The following is a 15,556-nucleotide window of genomic DNA, read 5'->3' as shown; positions in this document are numbered from 1 at the left end:
TTGGAGCGAGGATCGACGGGCGAGCGCCCGCCGACTACTGGCGTTTACGTCAGGCGGTCTTGTGGGCGCGCTTGATCTTCTTGGCGAGCGACCATTTGTGCACTTCGGTCGGGCCGTCATAGATGCGGAATGCGCGGATTTCGCGGAACACTTGCTCGACGATGGTATCCTGCGTCACGCCGGTGCCGCCCATCACCTGAACGCAGCGATCGGCGATACGAAACAGCGCTTCGGACACGGCGACTTTCGCCATGGAGCTTTCGGTCGTGCCCAGTTCACCGCTGTCCAGCACCCCGGCGCACCAATCGATGATGAGTTCGCATTGCTTCAGGTCGATCATGTTTTCGGCAAGCGGAAAGCCGACGCCTTCGTGATCGATCAGCGGCTTGCCGAAGGCGTGACGGCGGCAGGCGTAATCGGTCGCGATTTCCTGGGCGCGGGTGCATGCACCCAGCCAGCGCATACAGTGCGTGAGGCGCGCGGGACTGAGGCGGATCTGGGCATAATCGAAGCCTTTGTGGAGTTCGCCCAATATCTGATCGGCAGGAATGCGCAGGTTTTCAATGGCGATGATTGCATGGCCGCCGGGCATCGAATTGTCGATGGTGTCCAGCACCCGCTCGATCCGGATCGCCGGATCGGGCAAGTCGACAAGGAACATGGTGGCAGCGAGCTTATCCTCGGTTCCGCTGTTCGCCATGACGATGCCGACCTTTGCCCCGTCGGCACCCGTGATGAACGCCTTGCGTCCGTTGATGACCCAGTGGTTCCCGTCCAGCACCGCGCGCGTTTTCAGCATCGAAGGGTCCGAACCCGCGCCGCCATCGGCTGCCGGCTCGGTCATGAAGAAAGCGGAACGCGCATCGCCCGCAATCATCGGCGCGAGGAAGCGTTCCTTCTGCTCTGCACTGCCGACCTTTCCAAGCAGATACATATTGCCTTCGTCGGGCGCGGCTGTGTTAAGCGCCAACGGACCGAGCGGCGACAGGCCCGATTTGCGCAGGACCAGCGCGACTTCGCTGTGCATCAGGTGACTGCCGTCGGGCAGGATGTGCGGCGTCATCAACCCGGCATCGCGCGCCTTCTGCTTGAGTTCGGCGGCAAGTTCTTCACTGGGTCCATGCGAGGTGCGGCGCGTATCCTTTTCATAAGGGATGACGACCGTGCGGACGAAATCCTCGACACGGGCAGCAATTTCAAGGGCGCGTTCTGTGTAAGCCATTACGGGCATTCCTTCGTTTGAATATCAGCGATTGGCCATGGCGCGCGCAATGGCGGCAAGTTCGGGCAACACGGTCACCAGACTGGCCGCTTCGGGCGACGAGGCTGTGCCACGCACCATCCGCCCCTTGATCCCGTGGATGATCGCGGCAAAGCGGAACATGTTGAACGCCAGATAGAAATTAAGGTTGTCGATCCCGTCCCGCCCGGTGCGCTGGCAATAAGCCGCGACATAGTCCGCTTCGGTCGGGATGCCCAGTGCACCAAGGTCCGCGCCCTTGAACCCGCCAATGATGTGCGGCGGCAAATGATACATCATGAGATGATAAGTAAAGTCGCCCAGCGGATGCCCCAGCGTGGACAATTCCCAGTCCAGCACCGCAAGGATGCGCGGCTCCGTGGCGTGCCAGATCATGTTGTCGGCCCGGAAATCGCCATGGACGACAGCGCTTTCGTCCCCCGGCGGAATATGCGCAGGCAACCATTCCGCCAGCCAGTCCATATCGTCCAGCCGCCCTGCCTCGACATCCTGCGCGTACTGCCCGGACCAGCGGGTAATCTGCCGGGAGAAATAATTGCCGGGACGGCCATAGTCGGCCAGGTCCGCTGCAACCGGATCGATGGCGTGAAGCTGGGCGATGGTGGCGTTCATCGCATCGAAATGGCGGGCGCGGTCGGCGGGATCGAGACCGGGGAGCGTCGAATCCCAGAAGATGCGCCCTTCCACCATATCCATGACATAGAAGGCCGTGCCGATGACGTCAGCATCCTCGCACAGGGCATAGGCTTTCGCGACCGGGAACCCCGCTGCCCCCAGCGCGCGGATCACGCGATATTCGCGTTCTATGGCATGTGCGCCCTTGAGCAATTGGCCCGGTGGCTTGCGACGCATGACATAGCTGCGCGCGGGGGTGATGAGTTTGTAGGTCGGGTTGGACTGGCCGCCCTTGAACTGCTCAACGGTTAGCGGGCCTGCGAAATCCGCGACATTCTGTTCGAGCCATTCAGTAAGGCGCGCCGCATCGAACCCGTGGCCGTCTCGGATGGCGCCGGACCCGGCAAAACGCTGTTCGCGATCAGTGCTGCTCATATGCTGCCTTCCGGCTCCCGTCCTGCGATCGTTTGTGGTCTGGCGATATTTGTACTGGGCATAGCCTATCGCTGCCACCCGTGCTTTGCGATTCTCGTCGTGCAAAGTCCCCTCTTGTATGTGACAGGTGCACGGTCTCCGCTTTCCGGCACCATGGCATGATGGACATATTGCACAAGGCTCCGCCGCTTCCGCCCTTTCCCCATCGGCTGGAAGGCCGCATCGCGCTGGTGACCGGTGCGGCGTCCGGGCTGGGCGCAGCGATTGCAGCGCGACTGGCAGGCGAAGGCGCGATAGTCTGGGTCGCCGACATCGACGAGCAAGGTGCTCTGGCACATGCGGCAACGCTTGCAGGCGCACAGGCGATGACATTGGACGTCACATCGAAAGAGCAATGGCATAGCGCGATAGCCCGGATCGAAGCGGCGCATGGGCGGCTGGACATACTCGTCAACAATGCCGGGATTACGACCATGGGGTCCATCGAAACGCTGGATGTCGAGGCGCTCCGGCATGAACTGGAGATCGACGTCATCGGCGTGTTCCTGGGATGCCAGAGCGCCCTGCCGCTTATGAAGAAAACCGGCGGATCGATCGTCAACATGGCGTCGGCGGCGGGCCTGAAGGCCGATCCCGGCCTTGTCGGCTATAACGCGGCAAAGGCGGCCGTGACGCTGATGACCAAATCCATCGCGCTCCATTGCGCAAAGGAAAAATACGGCATCCGCTGCAACAGCGTCCATCCCGGCGCGATCCACACGCCCATCATCGACAAGGTGTTGGCGCAAGTGCCCAATCCGGAGGAAACGCTGGCGGGGTTCCTGTCGGTTCACCCCATCGGCCATCTGGGCCATCCCGACGATATCGCATCTATTGTTGCATTTCTCGCGTCGGACGAAGCGCGCTTTGCGATAGGTGCGGCGTTCAGCATCGATGGTGGCATGACGGCGCTATAGCCCGATAGCCAAACGCAACGGCGATGCGGGTGCACAGCCCCTCTTTTAACGACTGCATAATTACGCCATATCCTGTGCATGTCATCGACCCTGGTATCTATCGAACCCGCCACCGGCGCCCATTTATGGGAAAAGCCGATCAGCGATGTCTCCGCCGAAGTCGCGCGCGCCCGCGAAGCCTGGCCCCTCTGGGCGGCCAAGCCACTCGCCATTCGCGTCGAAACGATGCGGCGCTTCGCCAACGCCGTGCGGGCGAAGGAAGAGGCGCTGGCCGACCTGATCTCACGCGAGACCGGCAAGCCGCTTTGGGATGCGCGCACCGAAGTCGCCGCCGTGATCGGCAAGGTGGATATTTCCATCGCCGCCTATTCCGAGCGCACCGGCATGAAACGGCTGGAAGGTGCGATGGGCATGAAGCAGGCTGTCCGGCACAAGCCGCATGGCGTGATGGCGGTGCTGGGGCCGTATAACTTCCCGGCGCATCTGCCCAACGGTCACATCGTTCCGGCGCTGATCGCGGGCAACGCGATTGTGTTCAAGCCATCGGAAAAGACGCCTGCCGTGGGCGAGATGCTCGTCGATCTTTATTATCAAGCTGGGGTTCCCGAAGGACTGGTGCGCCTGATCGTCGGCGGCCCGGACGAAGGCCGCGCGCTGACGGCCAATCCCGACGTCAATGGCATATTGTTCACCGGCTCCGCCAACACCGGCATCGCCATTAACAAGGCGTTTGCCGGTCAGCCGGATAAGATCCTGGCGCTGGAAATGGGCGGCAACAACCCCATCGTCGTGTGGGACACGCCCGACATTGCCAGCGCGGCTTCGCTCGTCGCGCAATCGGCGTTCCTGTCCGCGGGCCAGCGCTGCACGGCGGCCAAGCGCCTGATCGTGCGCGACAGTCTGGCCAGCCTGCTGATCGCCGAAGTGAAGAAGATCGCCGACCGGATGATCGTCGATCATCCCCATGCCAATCCGCAGCCTTATATGGGGCCGGTGATCGACAATCAGGCTGCCGATGGCCTGACCGAAAGTTTCCTGATCCTGATGAGCAATGGCGGGCGGCCGATCAAGCATATGGTGCGGCCGCATAAGGACTTGCCCTTCGTCTCGCCTGCCATGATCGACGTCACCGATATGCCCGAACGCCCCGACATCGAATTGTTCGGGCCGCTGTTGCAGGTGATCCGCGTTCCCGATTTCGATTCCGCCATCGCTGAAGCCAACAACACCCGCTACGGCCTGTCCGCCTCGCTGATCGGCGGCACGCCGGAGCATTACGACCAGTTCTGGTCCAATGTGCGCGCGGGCATCATTAACTGGAACCGCCCGACCAACGGCGCATCATCCGCCGCACCGTTCGGTGGCGTCGGCCTGTCAGGCAATCACCGCGCCAGTGCTTATTATGCTGCCGATTATTGCGCATTCCCGGTGGTATCGTCGGAATCCGACCAGCCCCGCGCCAGCATCGCCGTGGGTCTGAAAGACGTCGACGTTTCTGCCATGGGCGATTGAGGGCCAAACATTTCCTACATGCGTCGCAATCCATTCTCGGTTGCGATGCAGCAGGCGGGTCGCCATTTGCGGATCATGGAAATCAATAGCTCTGGAACAGTCTATCTGGTCGGCGCCGGTCCCGGCGACCCCGATCTGCTGACGCTCCGCGCGGCGCGGCTGATCGCGGCCGCGGAACTGATCGTGCATGACGGGCTGGTCGATGACGCGATACTGGCGATGGCGCGCCCCGATGCGCGCTTGATCAGCGTGGCCAAGAGCCGCAGCCGTCATTCGATGCCGCAGGACCAGATCAACGCGCTGCTGGTGCAGGAAGCGCTGGCCGGACGCGATGTCGTGCGGCTGAAAGGCGGCGATCCATTCATATTCGGACGCGGCGGCGAAGAGGCGGAGGATTGCCGCGCCGCCGGTGTCCGCGTCGAGATCGTGCCGGGTATCAGCGCGGCCATCGGCTGCGCAGCGCAGGCGCAAATCCCGCTGACTCATCGCGATGCGTCCAGTGCGGTCACCTTCGTCGCGGGCCAGTGCAAGGGGCTGACCGATCAGGACTGGTCGGGCCTCGCAGGCGTAGGTCGCACATTGGTGATCTACATGGGCGTGGCCACCGCAAACGACATAGCCGATAAGCTGATCGCCGATGGCGTATCGCCCGGCACGCCTGTCGCGGTGCTGGAGAAAGGCACCCGACATGACGCGCGCGCGATGCGGACATTGCTGGCCGATCTGGGCGGCATGATCGCGCGCGAGCAGGTGCAAAGCCCTGCGCTGATCGTCGTGGGCGATGTAGTATTGCGCGGCAATGCGGAAGACAGGCTGGCGGCGTTCGCTGCGCAAATGGAGAGCTTTTCGTGAAAATTTTGACGGGCAATGACTTGCCGACGGGCGATGTCATCTGGTGGGCGGGCGATGGCTGGTCGCGCCTTGTCGCCGATGCAGTGGACGTTGGCGAAACCGGAGACGACCTTGCCCGGCGCGAGGAAGCCGCGCGGCATGTCGTGGGCGCCTATGTGATCGACGCTACGCCGTCGGACGATGGCCCCCGCCCCGCCCATATCAAGGATCGCATCCGGGCGCTCGGCCCCACGGTGCGCCCCGACCTCACGCTGAAACCGGCGGACCCCAACGCCGGACAGTGGGTAATTTAAGGGCCAATCTGACATGTATCGTTACGACCAATATGACCAGTCGATCGTCGAGGCCCGCGTTGAGGAGTTTCGCGACCAGACCAATCGCCGCCTTGCCGGTGCGCTGACCGAGGACCAGTTCAAGCCGCTGCGGCTGATGAACGGCCTCTATCTGCAACTCCACGCCTATATGCTGCGCGTGGCCATTCCCTATGGCACGCTGTCGGGCAAGCAGATGCGAATGCTGGGCCATATCGCGCGCAAATATGATCGCGATTACGCGCATTTCACGACGCGCCAGAACCTGCAGTATAACTGGATCAAGCTGGAGGATGCGCCGGACATCCTAGCCGAGCTGGCCACGGTCGAGATGCACGCCATCCAGACCAGCGGCAATTGCATCCGCAATATCTCATCGGACCAATATGCCGGTGTCGCAGCGGACGAAATCGTCGATCCGCGCCCCTGGGCCGAGCTGCTGCGTCAATGGTCGAGCTTCCACCCCGAATTCACCTATCTGCCGCGCAAGTTCAAGATCGCCGTGATCGCGTCTCAGGAAGATCGCGCCGCGATGCGCCTCCACGATATCGGTATCGAGCTGGTAAAGCGCGATGGTGTCGTCGGTGCGCGGATTTTCGCGGGTGGCGGCATGGGCCGCACGCCGATGGTCGCGCCTGAAATCAGAGACTTTGTCGGCGAAGACGAGATCATTTCTTATATCGAGGCCTGCCTGCGCGTCTACAATCGCTACGGTCGCCGCGACAACAAGTACAAGGCGCGGATCAAGATCCTCGTCCATGAAATCGGTAGGGACGAATATAAGCGGCAGGTCGAGGAAGAATTTTTCGCGATGAAGCAGCTTGGCCTCAATCCGCCAACTGCAGAGCTGGACCGCATTCGCGGCTACTTCGCCGATCCTGCATACGAGACCGGACTGTCGGACGACATCGATCGCTCCGACCCTGCTTTTGCGCTGTGGATCGACCAGAATGTGAAAGCGCACAAGCAGCCCGGCTATGCCATCGTCAACATCAGCCTGAAGCCAATTGGCGGCATCCCCGGTGACGCTTCGTCGGCGCAGATCGACCTGATGGCGGACCTTGCCGAGCGCTTCTCGCTGGACGAATTGCGCGTCACCCATGCGCAGAACATCGTGCTGCCCTTCGTGAAAAAGGCTGACCTGTATGCGATCTGGCAGGAACTGGATGCAGTAGGACTGGCCGAAGCCAATCTGGACTTGATCAGCGACATCATCGCCTGCCCTGGCCTCGATTATTGCAGTCTGGCCAATGCACGCTCGATCACCGTCGCGCAAAAGATCGCCGAACGCTTCGCCGATCCGGTGCGGCAGCGTGATCTGGGCGAACTGAAACTGAAGATTTCCGGCTGCATCAATGCCTGCGGTCATCATCATGCCGGGCATATCGGCATATTGGGCGTCGACCGGCGCGGCATCGAAAACTATCAGCTCTCACTTGGTGGATCGGGCGCGGAGGACGCGAGCGTCGGCAGCATCACTGGTCCCGGCTTCGATGAGAACGGGATCGTCGATGCCGTTGAAAAAGTCACCGACCTTTACGTCCGCGAACGCACCGAAGGCGAACGCTTCCTCGACACCTATCGCCGTCTGGGCATGAAGCCGTTCAAGGAGGCCCTCTATGGTTGATTTCCTGTCTTTCCGCGATGACGAGCCGGGCCAGGAACCGACCGTGACCGTCGAGGCCTTTGCGGGCCAGACCAACGCCACCGCCGTCCGGATCGAACCGAGCGACGACGCGCGTCAGTTGCTGGGGACGCTGGATCGGATTTCGCTAGTCGAAGTGAACTTCCCGGTCTTCGGCGACGGGCGCGGCTATTCCGCCGCACGTATCCTGCGCGAAGCAGGCTATACGGGCGAACTACGTGCGGTGGGCGATGTGCTGGTCGATCAGTTGATGGCGATGCGCCGTTGCGGCTTCGACAGCTTCCAGCCCGATCATCCGTTCGATCAGGCTGTCGTCGATACCACGCTCGCTCGCTATAAGGACGTATATCAAAAGTCCGTCGATGGCCGCGTGCCCGTTTGGGCCAAGCGCCATCCCGAGGCCGCGAATGGCTGAGGCAGCACGCAAGCTGGACATTATCGATAGCCGTCCTGCCTTTACGCAGGCGGATGCCGATGCGCTCAACGCTCGCTTCGCGGGTGTCGATACGCTACCCATGCTGCGCACCCTGTTCGCCGAAAAGACGCTGGGACGGATCGCCACTGTCTCCTCCTTCGGCACTGAAAGCGCTGTGCTGCTGCATCTGGTGGCGCAGGCGGACCCCGATGTGCCGGTGATTTTCGTCGATACGCTCAAGATGTTTCCTGAGACGCTTGCCTATCGCGATCTGCTCGTCGCGCGCTTCGGCATTCGCGACAGTCAGACGGTCACGCCCAATCTGGAAGTGCTGGCAAAGAAGGATGAGACGGGCCTGCGCTGGTCCTACGATCCCGACGGTTGCTGCGAAATCCGCAAGGTCGAACCTTTGGCACGCGCCAAGGACGGGCTGGATGCGTGGATATCCGGTCGCAAGGCGTTTCAGGCCGCCACCCGCCAGAACATCCCCCGTTTCGAAGTGGCGAACGGCCAGATGAAACTGAACCCGCTGGGGGACTGGACCAAGGACGATCTGGAGGCCTATTTCGAGACGCACGATCTGCCGCGCCATCCGCTGGAAGCGGAAGGCTATCCCTCTATCGGTTGCGAGCCGTGCACATCGAAAGTCCAGCCCGGCGAAGACCCGCGTGCGGGCCGGTGGCGCGGATGGGACAAGGTCGAATGCGGCATCCATTCGCCGGTCTCGCCGCTCGACCCGAACGACCCGGCAAACCTGCCGTCTTTTTGACCTTCATGCCGGCGGAACCCGTAAGCGGCCCAGGCCGATCGAGTCGTGCCTGAGCAGGGCGCGAACATCGGCCGCGTCGTTCACGTCCCAGAGGTTTCTCTCCTCAACGAACCTCATAGCGACACTTCAGCTCGGTCGTGATCGCGCCGATCGCGCCATAGGATCCTGACCAGCTCTCCCAAACCGCCGCGGCCCAGTCGCGCACCGCCCGCACGTAATCCGACGACCCGACCTTCAGCGCGACATCGAAGATCGTGACGCCCGTCCGGCGTTCGGGAGAGGGGAGCTCAGGATAATCCCGCGTGGTATCGACGAGGAACTTGAGCCGATCCCGTGCCTCGAAGCCGGTCATCCCGTCGACGAGCTGAAGATGGAGGGAGACGAGATGCGAGACGAGCGATTTGGCCGGGTGGTTCACCGCATGTTGAACGGCGTAGCAATCGACCGTCAGTTGATGCACGGCCGAGTAGATGACGACGTTCTCGTACTCACTCGCGAGCACCTCGGAGAAAAGAGACCAACATTCAGGCGAGGCAGGGATATAACGGTGCCCGGCCACCGTCGCCTGACGTGGCAGGATCAGACCACAGCCGGGACATTCCACATCATGCTCAACTGTCAAGATACCCCGCTCCACGCGTTACGCGCCACTTGATACTGCTTTTCATGAAGGCAAGAGCCATGGTACGCAAGGCGTTGCGCGACGGGAAGGTGACATGCGCTACTGTTCATCCGGGCGGTGTTGGCTTAAGGGCCACCGCGAATAAACAAAACGGAGCGGTCGCATGCCCGACATATTTCAACTGACCTACACCAGCACTGCGTCTCACCCGCCCGGGGCACAAGACTGCAGCGAAATCCTCGCCAAGTCGCGGCGGAACAACAGTAAGTTCGATGTCACTGGGGTGCTCGTCCACAACACCACCCATTTTTTACAGACAATCGAAGGACCGGAACTGATCGTGCGAATTCTGTACGACAGAATATCGAAAGATCCGCTGCACCATACGCTCAGTATCGTGGATGCGTGCATGCTGGAGCGTCGGCAATTTGGCGGGTGGGCGATGGCCTATGACGATGGCAACAGCGGCCCCGTCCTGCGCGGTAAGATCGAAACATTGCTCGAACGCTGCGGGCCGCCGGTAAAGGCGCAATTTTGGGTGCCATCCACGCATACAGGGCATACAGGTTCGATCGCCCACTAATCTCCCGTTTTGACGGTTGCATCCTGATAATACGGGACCCGCCAATGGGGCGCATCGGGGTTGCGGACAACGGCGTGCTGGGGCGTTGCGATATCCGCCCGCGCCAGCACGACACGGTCGACCTTCAATTTGGGCGGCGGTGCAGTGGGAACGTCGCGCGGTGCCGATGCAATTGCCGCCTTCACCGGGGGAAGAGCCGCTACGCGCACAGGTGGCGGGGGCGCTGCCTGTGTCGCAAGCTGAATGTCTCGCACCCTGCCGTCCCATGCCGGGGCAATGTCCACTGACAAGCTGGCAACGTCCACCTCGATTCGCAAAAACGGCCCGCTTTGGCCATCGGATACGCTGACCACTCCGCCCATATCGGTGGCGGCAAACAGCTTTTTGGCGAACGCGAGCGGTACGCGGATGCAGCCATGCGACGCCGGATAGCCCGGCAGTTGCCCGCCATGAATGGCGATCCCGCCCCATGTCAGCCGCTGCATATAGGGCATCGGCGCATTGCTGTAGATATTCGAACGGTGATGAACGTTCTTTTGCAGGATGCGAAATTCGCCCAGTGGCGTGTCTTTCCCCGGCTTACCGGTGGACACAGTCGACACGCCGATCAGTGCGCCATCGCGATAAACGTAGAGATGCTGCCGGTCGATGCTGACCATGATAGCGACCGGCCCGGTACCGCTATCGGTCTCGTCCCACAAGAACTGACCGGGCAGCAGCGACGAAGAGGCACTTTTGGCCAATGTCGGCGACAAAGCGGCCATTGCGCTGAACGGCAAAGCGAACGCCGCCAGCGCCAGCAGCACCCTATTCGTAGGCAATCGCGCCATAGCTATCCTCGGCAAGGTCGCTGAACTTGGTGATCTTCGCATCGAATTTCATGCGGATGCGCCCCGTGGAACCATGGCGCTGTTTTGCGACGATCAGTTCGGCGAGGCCATAGACCTTCTCCATCTCCTCGGCCCAGACGCGATGCTCTTCGCTTTCCACATCGCGCGGCTGCTTGGCGGAAACGTAATAGTCCTCGCGGAAGACGAACCAGACCATGTCCGCGTCCTGCTCGATCGACCCCGACTCGCGAAGGTCGGACAGTTGAGGGCGCTTGTCTTCGCGCTGTTCGACGGCGCGGCTGAGCTGCGAGAGTGCCAGCACCGGGACATGAAGTTCCTTCGCCAACGTCTTCAAACCACGGGAAATTTCGGAAATTTCCTGCACGCGATTGTCGCCGCCCTTGCCGGTGCCCTGCAACAATTGAAGATAATCGATGACGATGAAGCCAATGTCGTGCCGCCGCTTCAATCGGCGCGCACGGGTGCGCAGCGCAGCGATGGTGAGGCCCGGCGTATCGTCGATGAACAGCGGCAGATCCTGTAGCTCACGGGCAGCGCGCGACAGGTTCTGGAAATCGGCATGGCTGATCTTGCCCATGCGCAATGCTTCGCCGCTGATCCCCGATTGTTCGGCCAGCACGCGCGTAGCCAACTGATCGGCGGACATTTCGAGCGAAAAGAACGCCGTCTTTGCACCCATATTCTTGGCCGCATCGATCCCCTCGGCATCGTCGCGCACCCAGCGCGAGGCGGCGTTATAGGCGATGTTGGTCGCGAGCGATGTCTTACCCATGCCCGGACGTCCCGCCAGGATCATCAAGTCGGAATTGTGCAGGCCGCCGATTTTCTCGTTCAGTGAATTCAGCCCGGTGGTGATCCCCGACAGATGCCCGCCGCTATTGAGCGCACGCTCCGCCTGCTTCACGGCCAGCGTACTGGCGGTCAGGAAGCTCTTGACCGACCCGGTCTCGCCTTCGCCTTCGGACACCTTGTACAGCGCGACTTCCGCCGCTTCGATCTGCGCGCGCGGATCGACATCTTCGCTGGTGTCGAGCGCGTTTTCAACGAGTTCGCGGCCGACCCCGACAAGTTCTCGTAACAAGGCAAGATCGTAAATCTGCGTCGCGAAATCGCGCGCGCCGATCAGCGCCGCGCCATTGCCCGTCAGTTGCGCAAGATAGGCCGCACCGCCCAGCTCCTTGAGCGCGGGATCCTGCTCCACCATCGGCTTCAACGTTACCGGATTGGCGACCATGTTCTTTTCTAACAGCCGCATGATCGCGTCGTAGATGCGCCCGTGCAGCGGCTCAAAGAAATGTTCGGCGCGCAGCTTCATCTGCACGTCTTCGGCAATGCGATTGTCGATCATCAGCGCGCCCAGCAACGCGGCTTCCGCCTCCACATTGCGCGGCAGTTCCTGCGGCGCCGCATCTCCCGCGGGCATCAACTTCATCACTTCGGCCATGGCTCTATCATCGGCCTGTTCGCCGTCAGGAGCAAGTCCGGCGCGACAAGGCGCTGTGGATGACCTGTGGACGAAGCTGTGGATAACTTGATTCCTTCCCGTTCCGGCGAAAGGGAGGTACTTATGGCCTCTTGCATTTCCCGGCTCATCGCCGCACTGACAACACAGCAATATGGCCGATCCCCGCATCATAGATATCGAGCTGGACCAGCGTACGATCATCTGGCGCAATGCCGATGTCGAGCAGGAGCGCCGGATTGCGATCTTCGACCTGCTCGAAGAAAACCATTTCGCGCCGCAGCGGGAGCATCCCGACAAGTACGCCGGCCCCTACAAAGTGCGGCTGGGTGTCGAGGAAGGGCGGCTGGTCATAGAGATTCGGAGGGAGGACGACAGCCCGCTGGAAACGATCATCCTCGGTCTTGCGCGGTTTCGCCGTGCGATCAAAGACTATTTCGCGATTTGCGACAGCTATTATCAAGCGATCCGTGCTGCCACGCCGCAGCAGATCGAGACGATCGACATGGCCCGCCGGGGCATCCACAACGAGGCTGCGGATATCCTGAAGGAACGGCTGGACGGGAAGATCGACGTCGATTTCGACACCGCCCGCCGCCTGTTCACGTTGCTCTGCGTTCTGCATATCAAGGGATAAGCAGTTGCGCGTACAACGAAATGGTGGCCGCAATTATCGCGGCACGCTCGGTCGAATCGGGCTGATCCTTATCGTCATGGCGATTTTGGCGGCGACAGGCTGGGCCTATGCGATCCGCTGGGCACCGCCGCGCGACACCTATCCGATGCAGGGGCTTTCAGTCAGCGAAGCCGACGGCCCAATCGACTGGCGCACTGTCCGCGCCCGCCATGCCGACTTCGCTTATGTGCTGGCCTCTTCTGGCGCGCACCATCGCGATCCGGCTTTCGCCGCCAATTGGGCAGGTGCGCGAGCGGCTGGGCTGCGGTACGGCGCGGCGCATCGGTACAGCCTGTGCGACCGGGCAGTGGATCAGGCGACCTTGTTCATGGCAACTGTGCCGCGCGACAATGCTGCCTTGCCCCCCGTCGTCCGGCTCGATTTCGACCCGCGATGCGCCCGCCGCCCCGGTCGCGATATCGTGCTGTCGGACCTCAACACTTTCCTGAACCTGATTGAAGCGCATTCCGGCAAGCCTGCACTGGTCCGCGTGTCGAAGGCCTTCGATGCACAGTACGACATCGGCGCAGGCATCAACCGCACGCTGTGGCTGGAGGGGAACTTCATCGCCCCCGATTATGCCAGCCGCCCTTGGGTGATGTGGACCGCATCCGACATGCGGCGGCTTGACGGCGTCGACGCCCCGGTGGAATGGGATGTCGTAGCGCAATGACAGACAGCCCCGCCCTTCCCCCCGCAGACATCACCGCGTTGATCGCATCGGCGCGCGGCGCGATGGCTCATGCTCATGCGCCCTACAGCCGCTTTGCCGTTGGCGCAGCCGTACGGCTGACTGACGGAACGGTCGTGACCGGCAGCAATTTCGAAAACGCAAGCTATGGCCTGTCGCTCTGCGCTGAGACGGTGGCGATTGCCACGGTCAGCGCGCAGGGACGTCTCGCCGATATTACCGCCATTGCCGTCAGCGGCGGCCCGATGGACGCCGCCGCCGATCCTGCCGCCGTCATCACCCCCTGCGGTCGCTGCCGTCAGGTGATGAACGAAGCCGAGCAGATGGCAGGCCGCACCCTTGCCATCTATTGCGTCGCGCCGGTGGGCGATGCGATCCACGAACATCGGGTGGCCGATCTGCTGCCCCACGCCTTTGGTCCCGCCAATCTGGGCATCGCACCCCTGAAGGACGCTTGAGACATGAGCATACTTTCCGACAAATGGATCCGCAAACAGGCGCAGGAAAACGGCATGATCGAGCCGTTCGTCGAGAGCCAGCGCCGCGATGGCTGCATCAGCTACGGCCTGTCCTCCTATGGCTATGACGCGCGCGTCGCGGACGAGTTCAAGATCTTCACCAATATCGACAGCGTCATCGTGGACCCGAAGGATTTCGCCGCGAACAGCTTCGTCGATCGGCAGACCGACTGCTGCATCATCCCGCCCAACAGCTTTGCGCTGGCCCGCACGGTCGAATATTTCCGTGTGCCGCGTGACGTGCTGGTGATCTGCCTTGGCAAATCGACTTATGCGCGGTGCGGCATCATCGTGAACGTCACCCCGCTGGAACCGGGTTGGGAGGGCCATGTGACGCTGGAATTTTCCAACACAACGCCGCTTCCCGCCAAGATTTACGCCAATGAAGGCGCGTGCCAGTTCCTGTTCCTGGAAGGCAATGAACCCTGCGAAACGAGCTATGCCGACCGCGCCGGCAAATATATGGGACAAAAGGGCGTGACGCTGCCCCGGCTTTGAGTTAGCCCTTTGTAACAGCGGACTTAGGGCCTGTCCGCCAAGGGTAGCGCCTATGCTGGGTTTCTTTCGCAAGTCCCCCTCCCCAGACCCCGACAGCGTCGATGAAGACGCCATCGAAACGCGCGCAGCCAGCATCGGCGATGACAAGCGCGTCTATGCCATCGGCGATATCCACGGGCGCGCCGACCTGCTGATCGATCTGTTGCGTCGGATCGACGACAACGACGCCGATTGCATCCCCTGTCCCACCGAACTCATCCTGCTGGGCGACCTGATAGACCGGGGGCCGCAATCCTGTCAGGTGGTGGACCATGCGCTCAAGCTGGCGAGAGCAGGGGTGCCGATCCGCTTCATCAAAGGCAATCACGAGGAAATCTTCGTCGAGGCGGCGCGTGGCGATGTGGCATCGGTGCGCTTCTTTTGCCGTATCGGCGGCGAGCAGACGCTGCTCAGCTATGGTCTGAGCGCAGCGGACTATGCCAAGATGAAGGCAGAGGACATAGGCCAGTGGATGCTCGCCAATATCCCCCGCGCTCATGTCGATTTTCTCGATAGCTTTTCCGACATGATCGAAATGGGCGACTATGTCTTCGTCCATGCCGGTGTACGTCCGGGCGTGGCACTGAACGCGCAGAACAGCCAGGATTTACACTGGATACGCGGCGATTTCCTCAAATGCCCCGACCCTTTCGACAAGGTCGTCATTCATGGCCACACCATTACGCAGGACGTGGACGAACATCCCAACCGCATCGGCATCGACACCGGCGCGTATCTTAGCGGACGGCTGACTGCCATCGGCCTTCAGGGCGACGAACACTGGTTTCTTTCCACAGCAGATTGAACGACTTGCGGACAGCGCAGAGGCATTGCACAACAGCGCG

The 15,556-nt window shown here is 61.6% G+C and carries 18 protein-coding genes; 13 read left to right on the top strand and 5 right to left on the bottom strand.

The features are described 5' to 3' along the window. Positions 1-49: 49 nt before the first annotated feature. A complete protein-coding gene (locus LQ220_RS12705) occupies positions 50-1,222 on the bottom strand; it encodes an acyl-CoA dehydrogenase family protein (RefSeq protein WP_230188669.1) in 1,173 nt (390 codons plus the stop codon). A gap of 24 nt (positions 1,223-1,246) precedes the next feature. After that, positions 1,247-2,311: a phosphotransferase gene (locus LQ220_RS12700; protein ID WP_230188668.1), complete on the bottom strand. Its 1,065-nt coding sequence runs from the start codon at positions 2,309-2,311 to the stop codon at positions 1,247-1,249. 158 nt (positions 2,312-2,469) lie between these two features. On the opposite strand from LQ220_RS12700, the gene LQ220_RS12695 reads away from it, so the two are divergent. The 7 genes from LQ220_RS12695 (at position 2,470) to LQ220_RS12665 (ending at position 8,771) form a co-directional block, all read left to right on the top strand. Next, the gene (locus LQ220_RS12695; RefSeq protein WP_230188667.1) at positions 2,470-3,267 is read left to right on the top strand and encodes a glucose 1-dehydrogenase; all 798 of its coding nucleotides are present in this window, start codon (positions 2,470-2,472) and stop codon (positions 3,265-3,267) included. 78 nt (positions 3,268-3,345) lie between these two features. After that, positions 3,346-4,779, top strand: a complete 1,434-nt coding sequence (astD, locus tag LQ220_RS12690) for a succinylglutamate-semialdehyde dehydrogenase (protein WP_230188666.1) — start codon at positions 3,346-3,348, stop codon at positions 4,777-4,779. Positions 4,780-4,854: 75 nt separating this feature from the next. Then, entirely contained in the window at positions 4,855-5,631 is a 777-nt protein-coding gene (cobA, locus tag LQ220_RS12685; protein WP_230188849.1) for a uroporphyrinogen-III C-methyltransferase, read from the top strand. Continuing rightward, positions 5,628-5,924 carry a DUF2849 domain-containing protein gene (locus LQ220_RS12680; RefSeq protein ID WP_230188665.1) on the top strand — a complete coding sequence of 99 codons (297 nt, stop codon included), beginning with the start codon at positions 5,628-5,630 and terminating at the stop codon, positions 5,922-5,924. The genes cobA and LQ220_RS12680 overlap by 4 nt, the downstream gene beginning before the upstream one ends. 13 nt (positions 5,925-5,937) lie before the next feature. Further along, on the top strand, positions 5,938-7,569 hold the full coding sequence (locus tag LQ220_RS12675) for a nitrite/sulfite reductase (protein ID WP_230188664.1): 1,632 nt from the start codon (positions 5,938-5,940) through the stop codon (positions 7,567-7,569). Further along, positions 7,562-8,002, top strand: coding sequence for a DUF934 domain-containing protein (locus LQ220_RS12670; RefSeq protein ID WP_230188663.1), 441 nt, complete (start codon positions 7,562-7,564; stop codon positions 8,000-8,002). The genes LQ220_RS12675 and LQ220_RS12670 overlap by 8 nt, the downstream gene beginning before the upstream one ends. Further along, positions 7,995-8,771, top strand: coding sequence for a phosphoadenylyl-sulfate reductase (locus tag LQ220_RS12665; RefSeq protein WP_230188662.1), 777 nt, complete (start codon positions 7,995-7,997; stop codon positions 8,769-8,771). Before LQ220_RS12670 ends, LQ220_RS12665 begins: the two co-directional genes overlap by 8 nt. Positions 8,772-8,874: 103 nt before the next feature. Here the strand turns inward: LQ220_RS12665 and LQ220_RS12660 are convergent, their stop codons facing one another. Then, positions 8,875-9,393 (bottom strand): DUF5946 family protein, encoded by a 519-nt coding sequence (locus tag LQ220_RS12660; RefSeq protein ID WP_230188661.1) that lies wholly within the window; start codon positions 9,391-9,393, stop codon positions 8,875-8,877. Between the two features lie 163 nt (positions 9,394-9,556). Here LQ220_RS12660 and LQ220_RS12655 point away from each other — a divergent pair, with 163 nt between their 5' ends. After that, positions 9,557-9,976, top strand: coding sequence for a BLUF domain-containing protein (locus LQ220_RS12655; protein WP_230188660.1), 420 nt, complete (start codon positions 9,557-9,559; stop codon positions 9,974-9,976). Here the strand turns inward: LQ220_RS12655 and LQ220_RS12650 are convergent. Together LQ220_RS12650 and LQ220_RS12645 are read right to left on the bottom strand one after the other, a co-directional pair. Next, positions 9,973-10,806, bottom strand: a complete 834-nt coding sequence (locus tag LQ220_RS12650) for a L,D-transpeptidase family protein (protein ID WP_230188659.1) — start codon at positions 10,804-10,806, stop codon at positions 9,973-9,975. The genes LQ220_RS12655 and LQ220_RS12650 overlap by 4 nt on opposite strands. Further along, positions 10,784-12,271: a replicative DNA helicase gene (locus LQ220_RS12645; protein ID WP_230188658.1), complete on the bottom strand. Its 1,488-nt coding sequence runs from the start codon at positions 12,269-12,271 to the stop codon at positions 10,784-10,786. Before LQ220_RS12645 ends, LQ220_RS12650 begins: the two co-directional genes overlap by 23 nt. A gap of 172 nt (positions 12,272-12,443) precedes the next feature. Between LQ220_RS12645 and LQ220_RS12640 the strand changes: the two genes are divergently transcribed. The 5 genes from LQ220_RS12640 (at position 12,444) to LQ220_RS12620 (ending at position 15,516) form a co-directional block, all read left to right on the top strand. Then, positions 12,444-12,926 carry a UPF0262 family protein gene (locus tag LQ220_RS12640; protein ID WP_230188657.1) on the top strand — a complete coding sequence of 161 codons (483 nt, stop codon included), beginning with the start codon at positions 12,444-12,446 and terminating at the stop codon, positions 12,924-12,926. Positions 12,927-13,002: 76 nt separating this feature from the next. After that, positions 13,003-13,638, top strand: a complete 636-nt coding sequence (locus LQ220_RS12635) for a GH25 family lysozyme (protein ID WP_230188848.1) — start codon at positions 13,003-13,005, stop codon at positions 13,636-13,638. Next, positions 13,635-14,114 carry a cytidine deaminase gene (locus LQ220_RS12630; protein WP_230188656.1) on the top strand — a complete coding sequence of 160 codons (480 nt, stop codon included), beginning with the start codon at positions 13,635-13,637 and terminating at the stop codon, positions 14,112-14,114. Before LQ220_RS12635 ends, LQ220_RS12630 begins: the two co-directional genes overlap by 4 nt. 3 nt (positions 14,115-14,117) lie before the next feature. Further along, entirely contained in the window at positions 14,118-14,672 is a 555-nt protein-coding gene (dcd, locus tag LQ220_RS12625) for a dCTP deaminase (protein WP_230188655.1), read from the top strand. A 52-nt stretch (positions 14,673-14,724) separates the two neighbouring features. Continuing rightward, on the top strand, positions 14,725-15,516 hold the full coding sequence (locus LQ220_RS12620; RefSeq protein WP_230188654.1) for a metallophosphoesterase: 792 nt from the start codon (positions 14,725-14,727) through the stop codon (positions 15,514-15,516). The last annotated feature ends 40 nt before the right edge of the window (positions 15,517-15,556 follow it).

This window comes from Sphingobium sp. CECT 9361, from assembly GCF_918741285.1.
Classification (GTDB): Bacteria; Pseudomonadota; Alphaproteobacteria; order Sphingomonadales; family Sphingomonadaceae; genus Sphingobium.
This window is presented reverse-complemented; position numbering and strand designations above follow the sequence as displayed.

Bases quoted from the DNA above. Each gene is read 5' to 3' on its own strand.
- LQ220_RS12670 (WP_230188663.1), top strand. From the start codon at position 7,562: ATGGTTGATTTCCTGTCTTTCCGCGATGACGAGCCGGGCCAGGAACCG.
- LQ220_RS12635 (WP_230188848.1), top strand. From the start codon at position 13,003: ATGGCGATTTTGGCGGCGACAGGCTGGGCCTATGCGATCCGCTGGGCA.
- astD (WP_230188666.1), top strand. From the start codon at position 3,346: ATGTCATCGACCCTGGTATCTATCGAACCCGCCACCGGCGCCCATTTA.
- LQ220_RS12665 (WP_230188662.1), top strand. From the start codon at position 7,995: ATGGCTGAGGCAGCACGCAAGCTGGACATTATCGATAGCCGTCCTGCC.
- LQ220_RS12650 (WP_230188659.1), bottom strand. From the start codon at position 10,806: ATGGCGCGATTGCCTACGAATAGGGTGCTGCTGGCGCTGGCGGCGTTC.
- LQ220_RS12700 (WP_230188668.1), bottom strand. From the start codon at position 2,311: ATGAGCAGCACTGATCGCGAACAGCGTTTTGCCGGGTCCGGCGCCATC.
- cobA (WP_230188849.1), top strand. From the start codon at position 4,855: ATGGAAATCAATAGCTCTGGAACAGTCTATCTGGTCGGCGCCGGTCCC.
- LQ220_RS12645 (WP_230188658.1), bottom strand. From the start codon at position 12,271: ATGGCCGAAGTGATGAAGTTGATGCCCGCGGGAGATGCGGCGCCGCAG.
- dcd (WP_230188655.1), top strand. From the start codon at position 14,118: ATGAGCATACTTTCCGACAAATGGATCCGCAAACAGGCGCAGGAAAAC.
- LQ220_RS12675 (WP_230188664.1), top strand. From the start codon at position 5,938: ATGTATCGTTACGACCAATATGACCAGTCGATCGTCGAGGCCCGCGTT.
- LQ220_RS12655 (WP_230188660.1), top strand. From the start codon at position 9,557: ATGCCCGACATATTTCAACTGACCTACACCAGCACTGCGTCTCACCCG.
- LQ220_RS12620 (WP_230188654.1), top strand. From the start codon at position 14,725: ATGCTGGGTTTCTTTCGCAAGTCCCCCTCCCCAGACCCCGACAGCGTC.
- LQ220_RS12705 (WP_230188669.1), bottom strand. From the start codon at position 1,222: ATGGCTTACACAGAACGCGCCCTTGAAATTGCTGCCCGTGTCGAGGAT.
- LQ220_RS12640 (WP_230188657.1), top strand. From the start codon at position 12,444: ATGGCCGATCCCCGCATCATAGATATCGAGCTGGACCAGCGTACGATC.
- LQ220_RS12630 (WP_230188656.1), top strand. From the start codon at position 13,635: ATGACAGACAGCCCCGCCCTTCCCCCCGCAGACATCACCGCGTTGATC.
- LQ220_RS12695 (WP_230188667.1), top strand. From the start codon at position 2,470: ATGATGGACATATTGCACAAGGCTCCGCCGCTTCCGCCCTTTCCCCAT.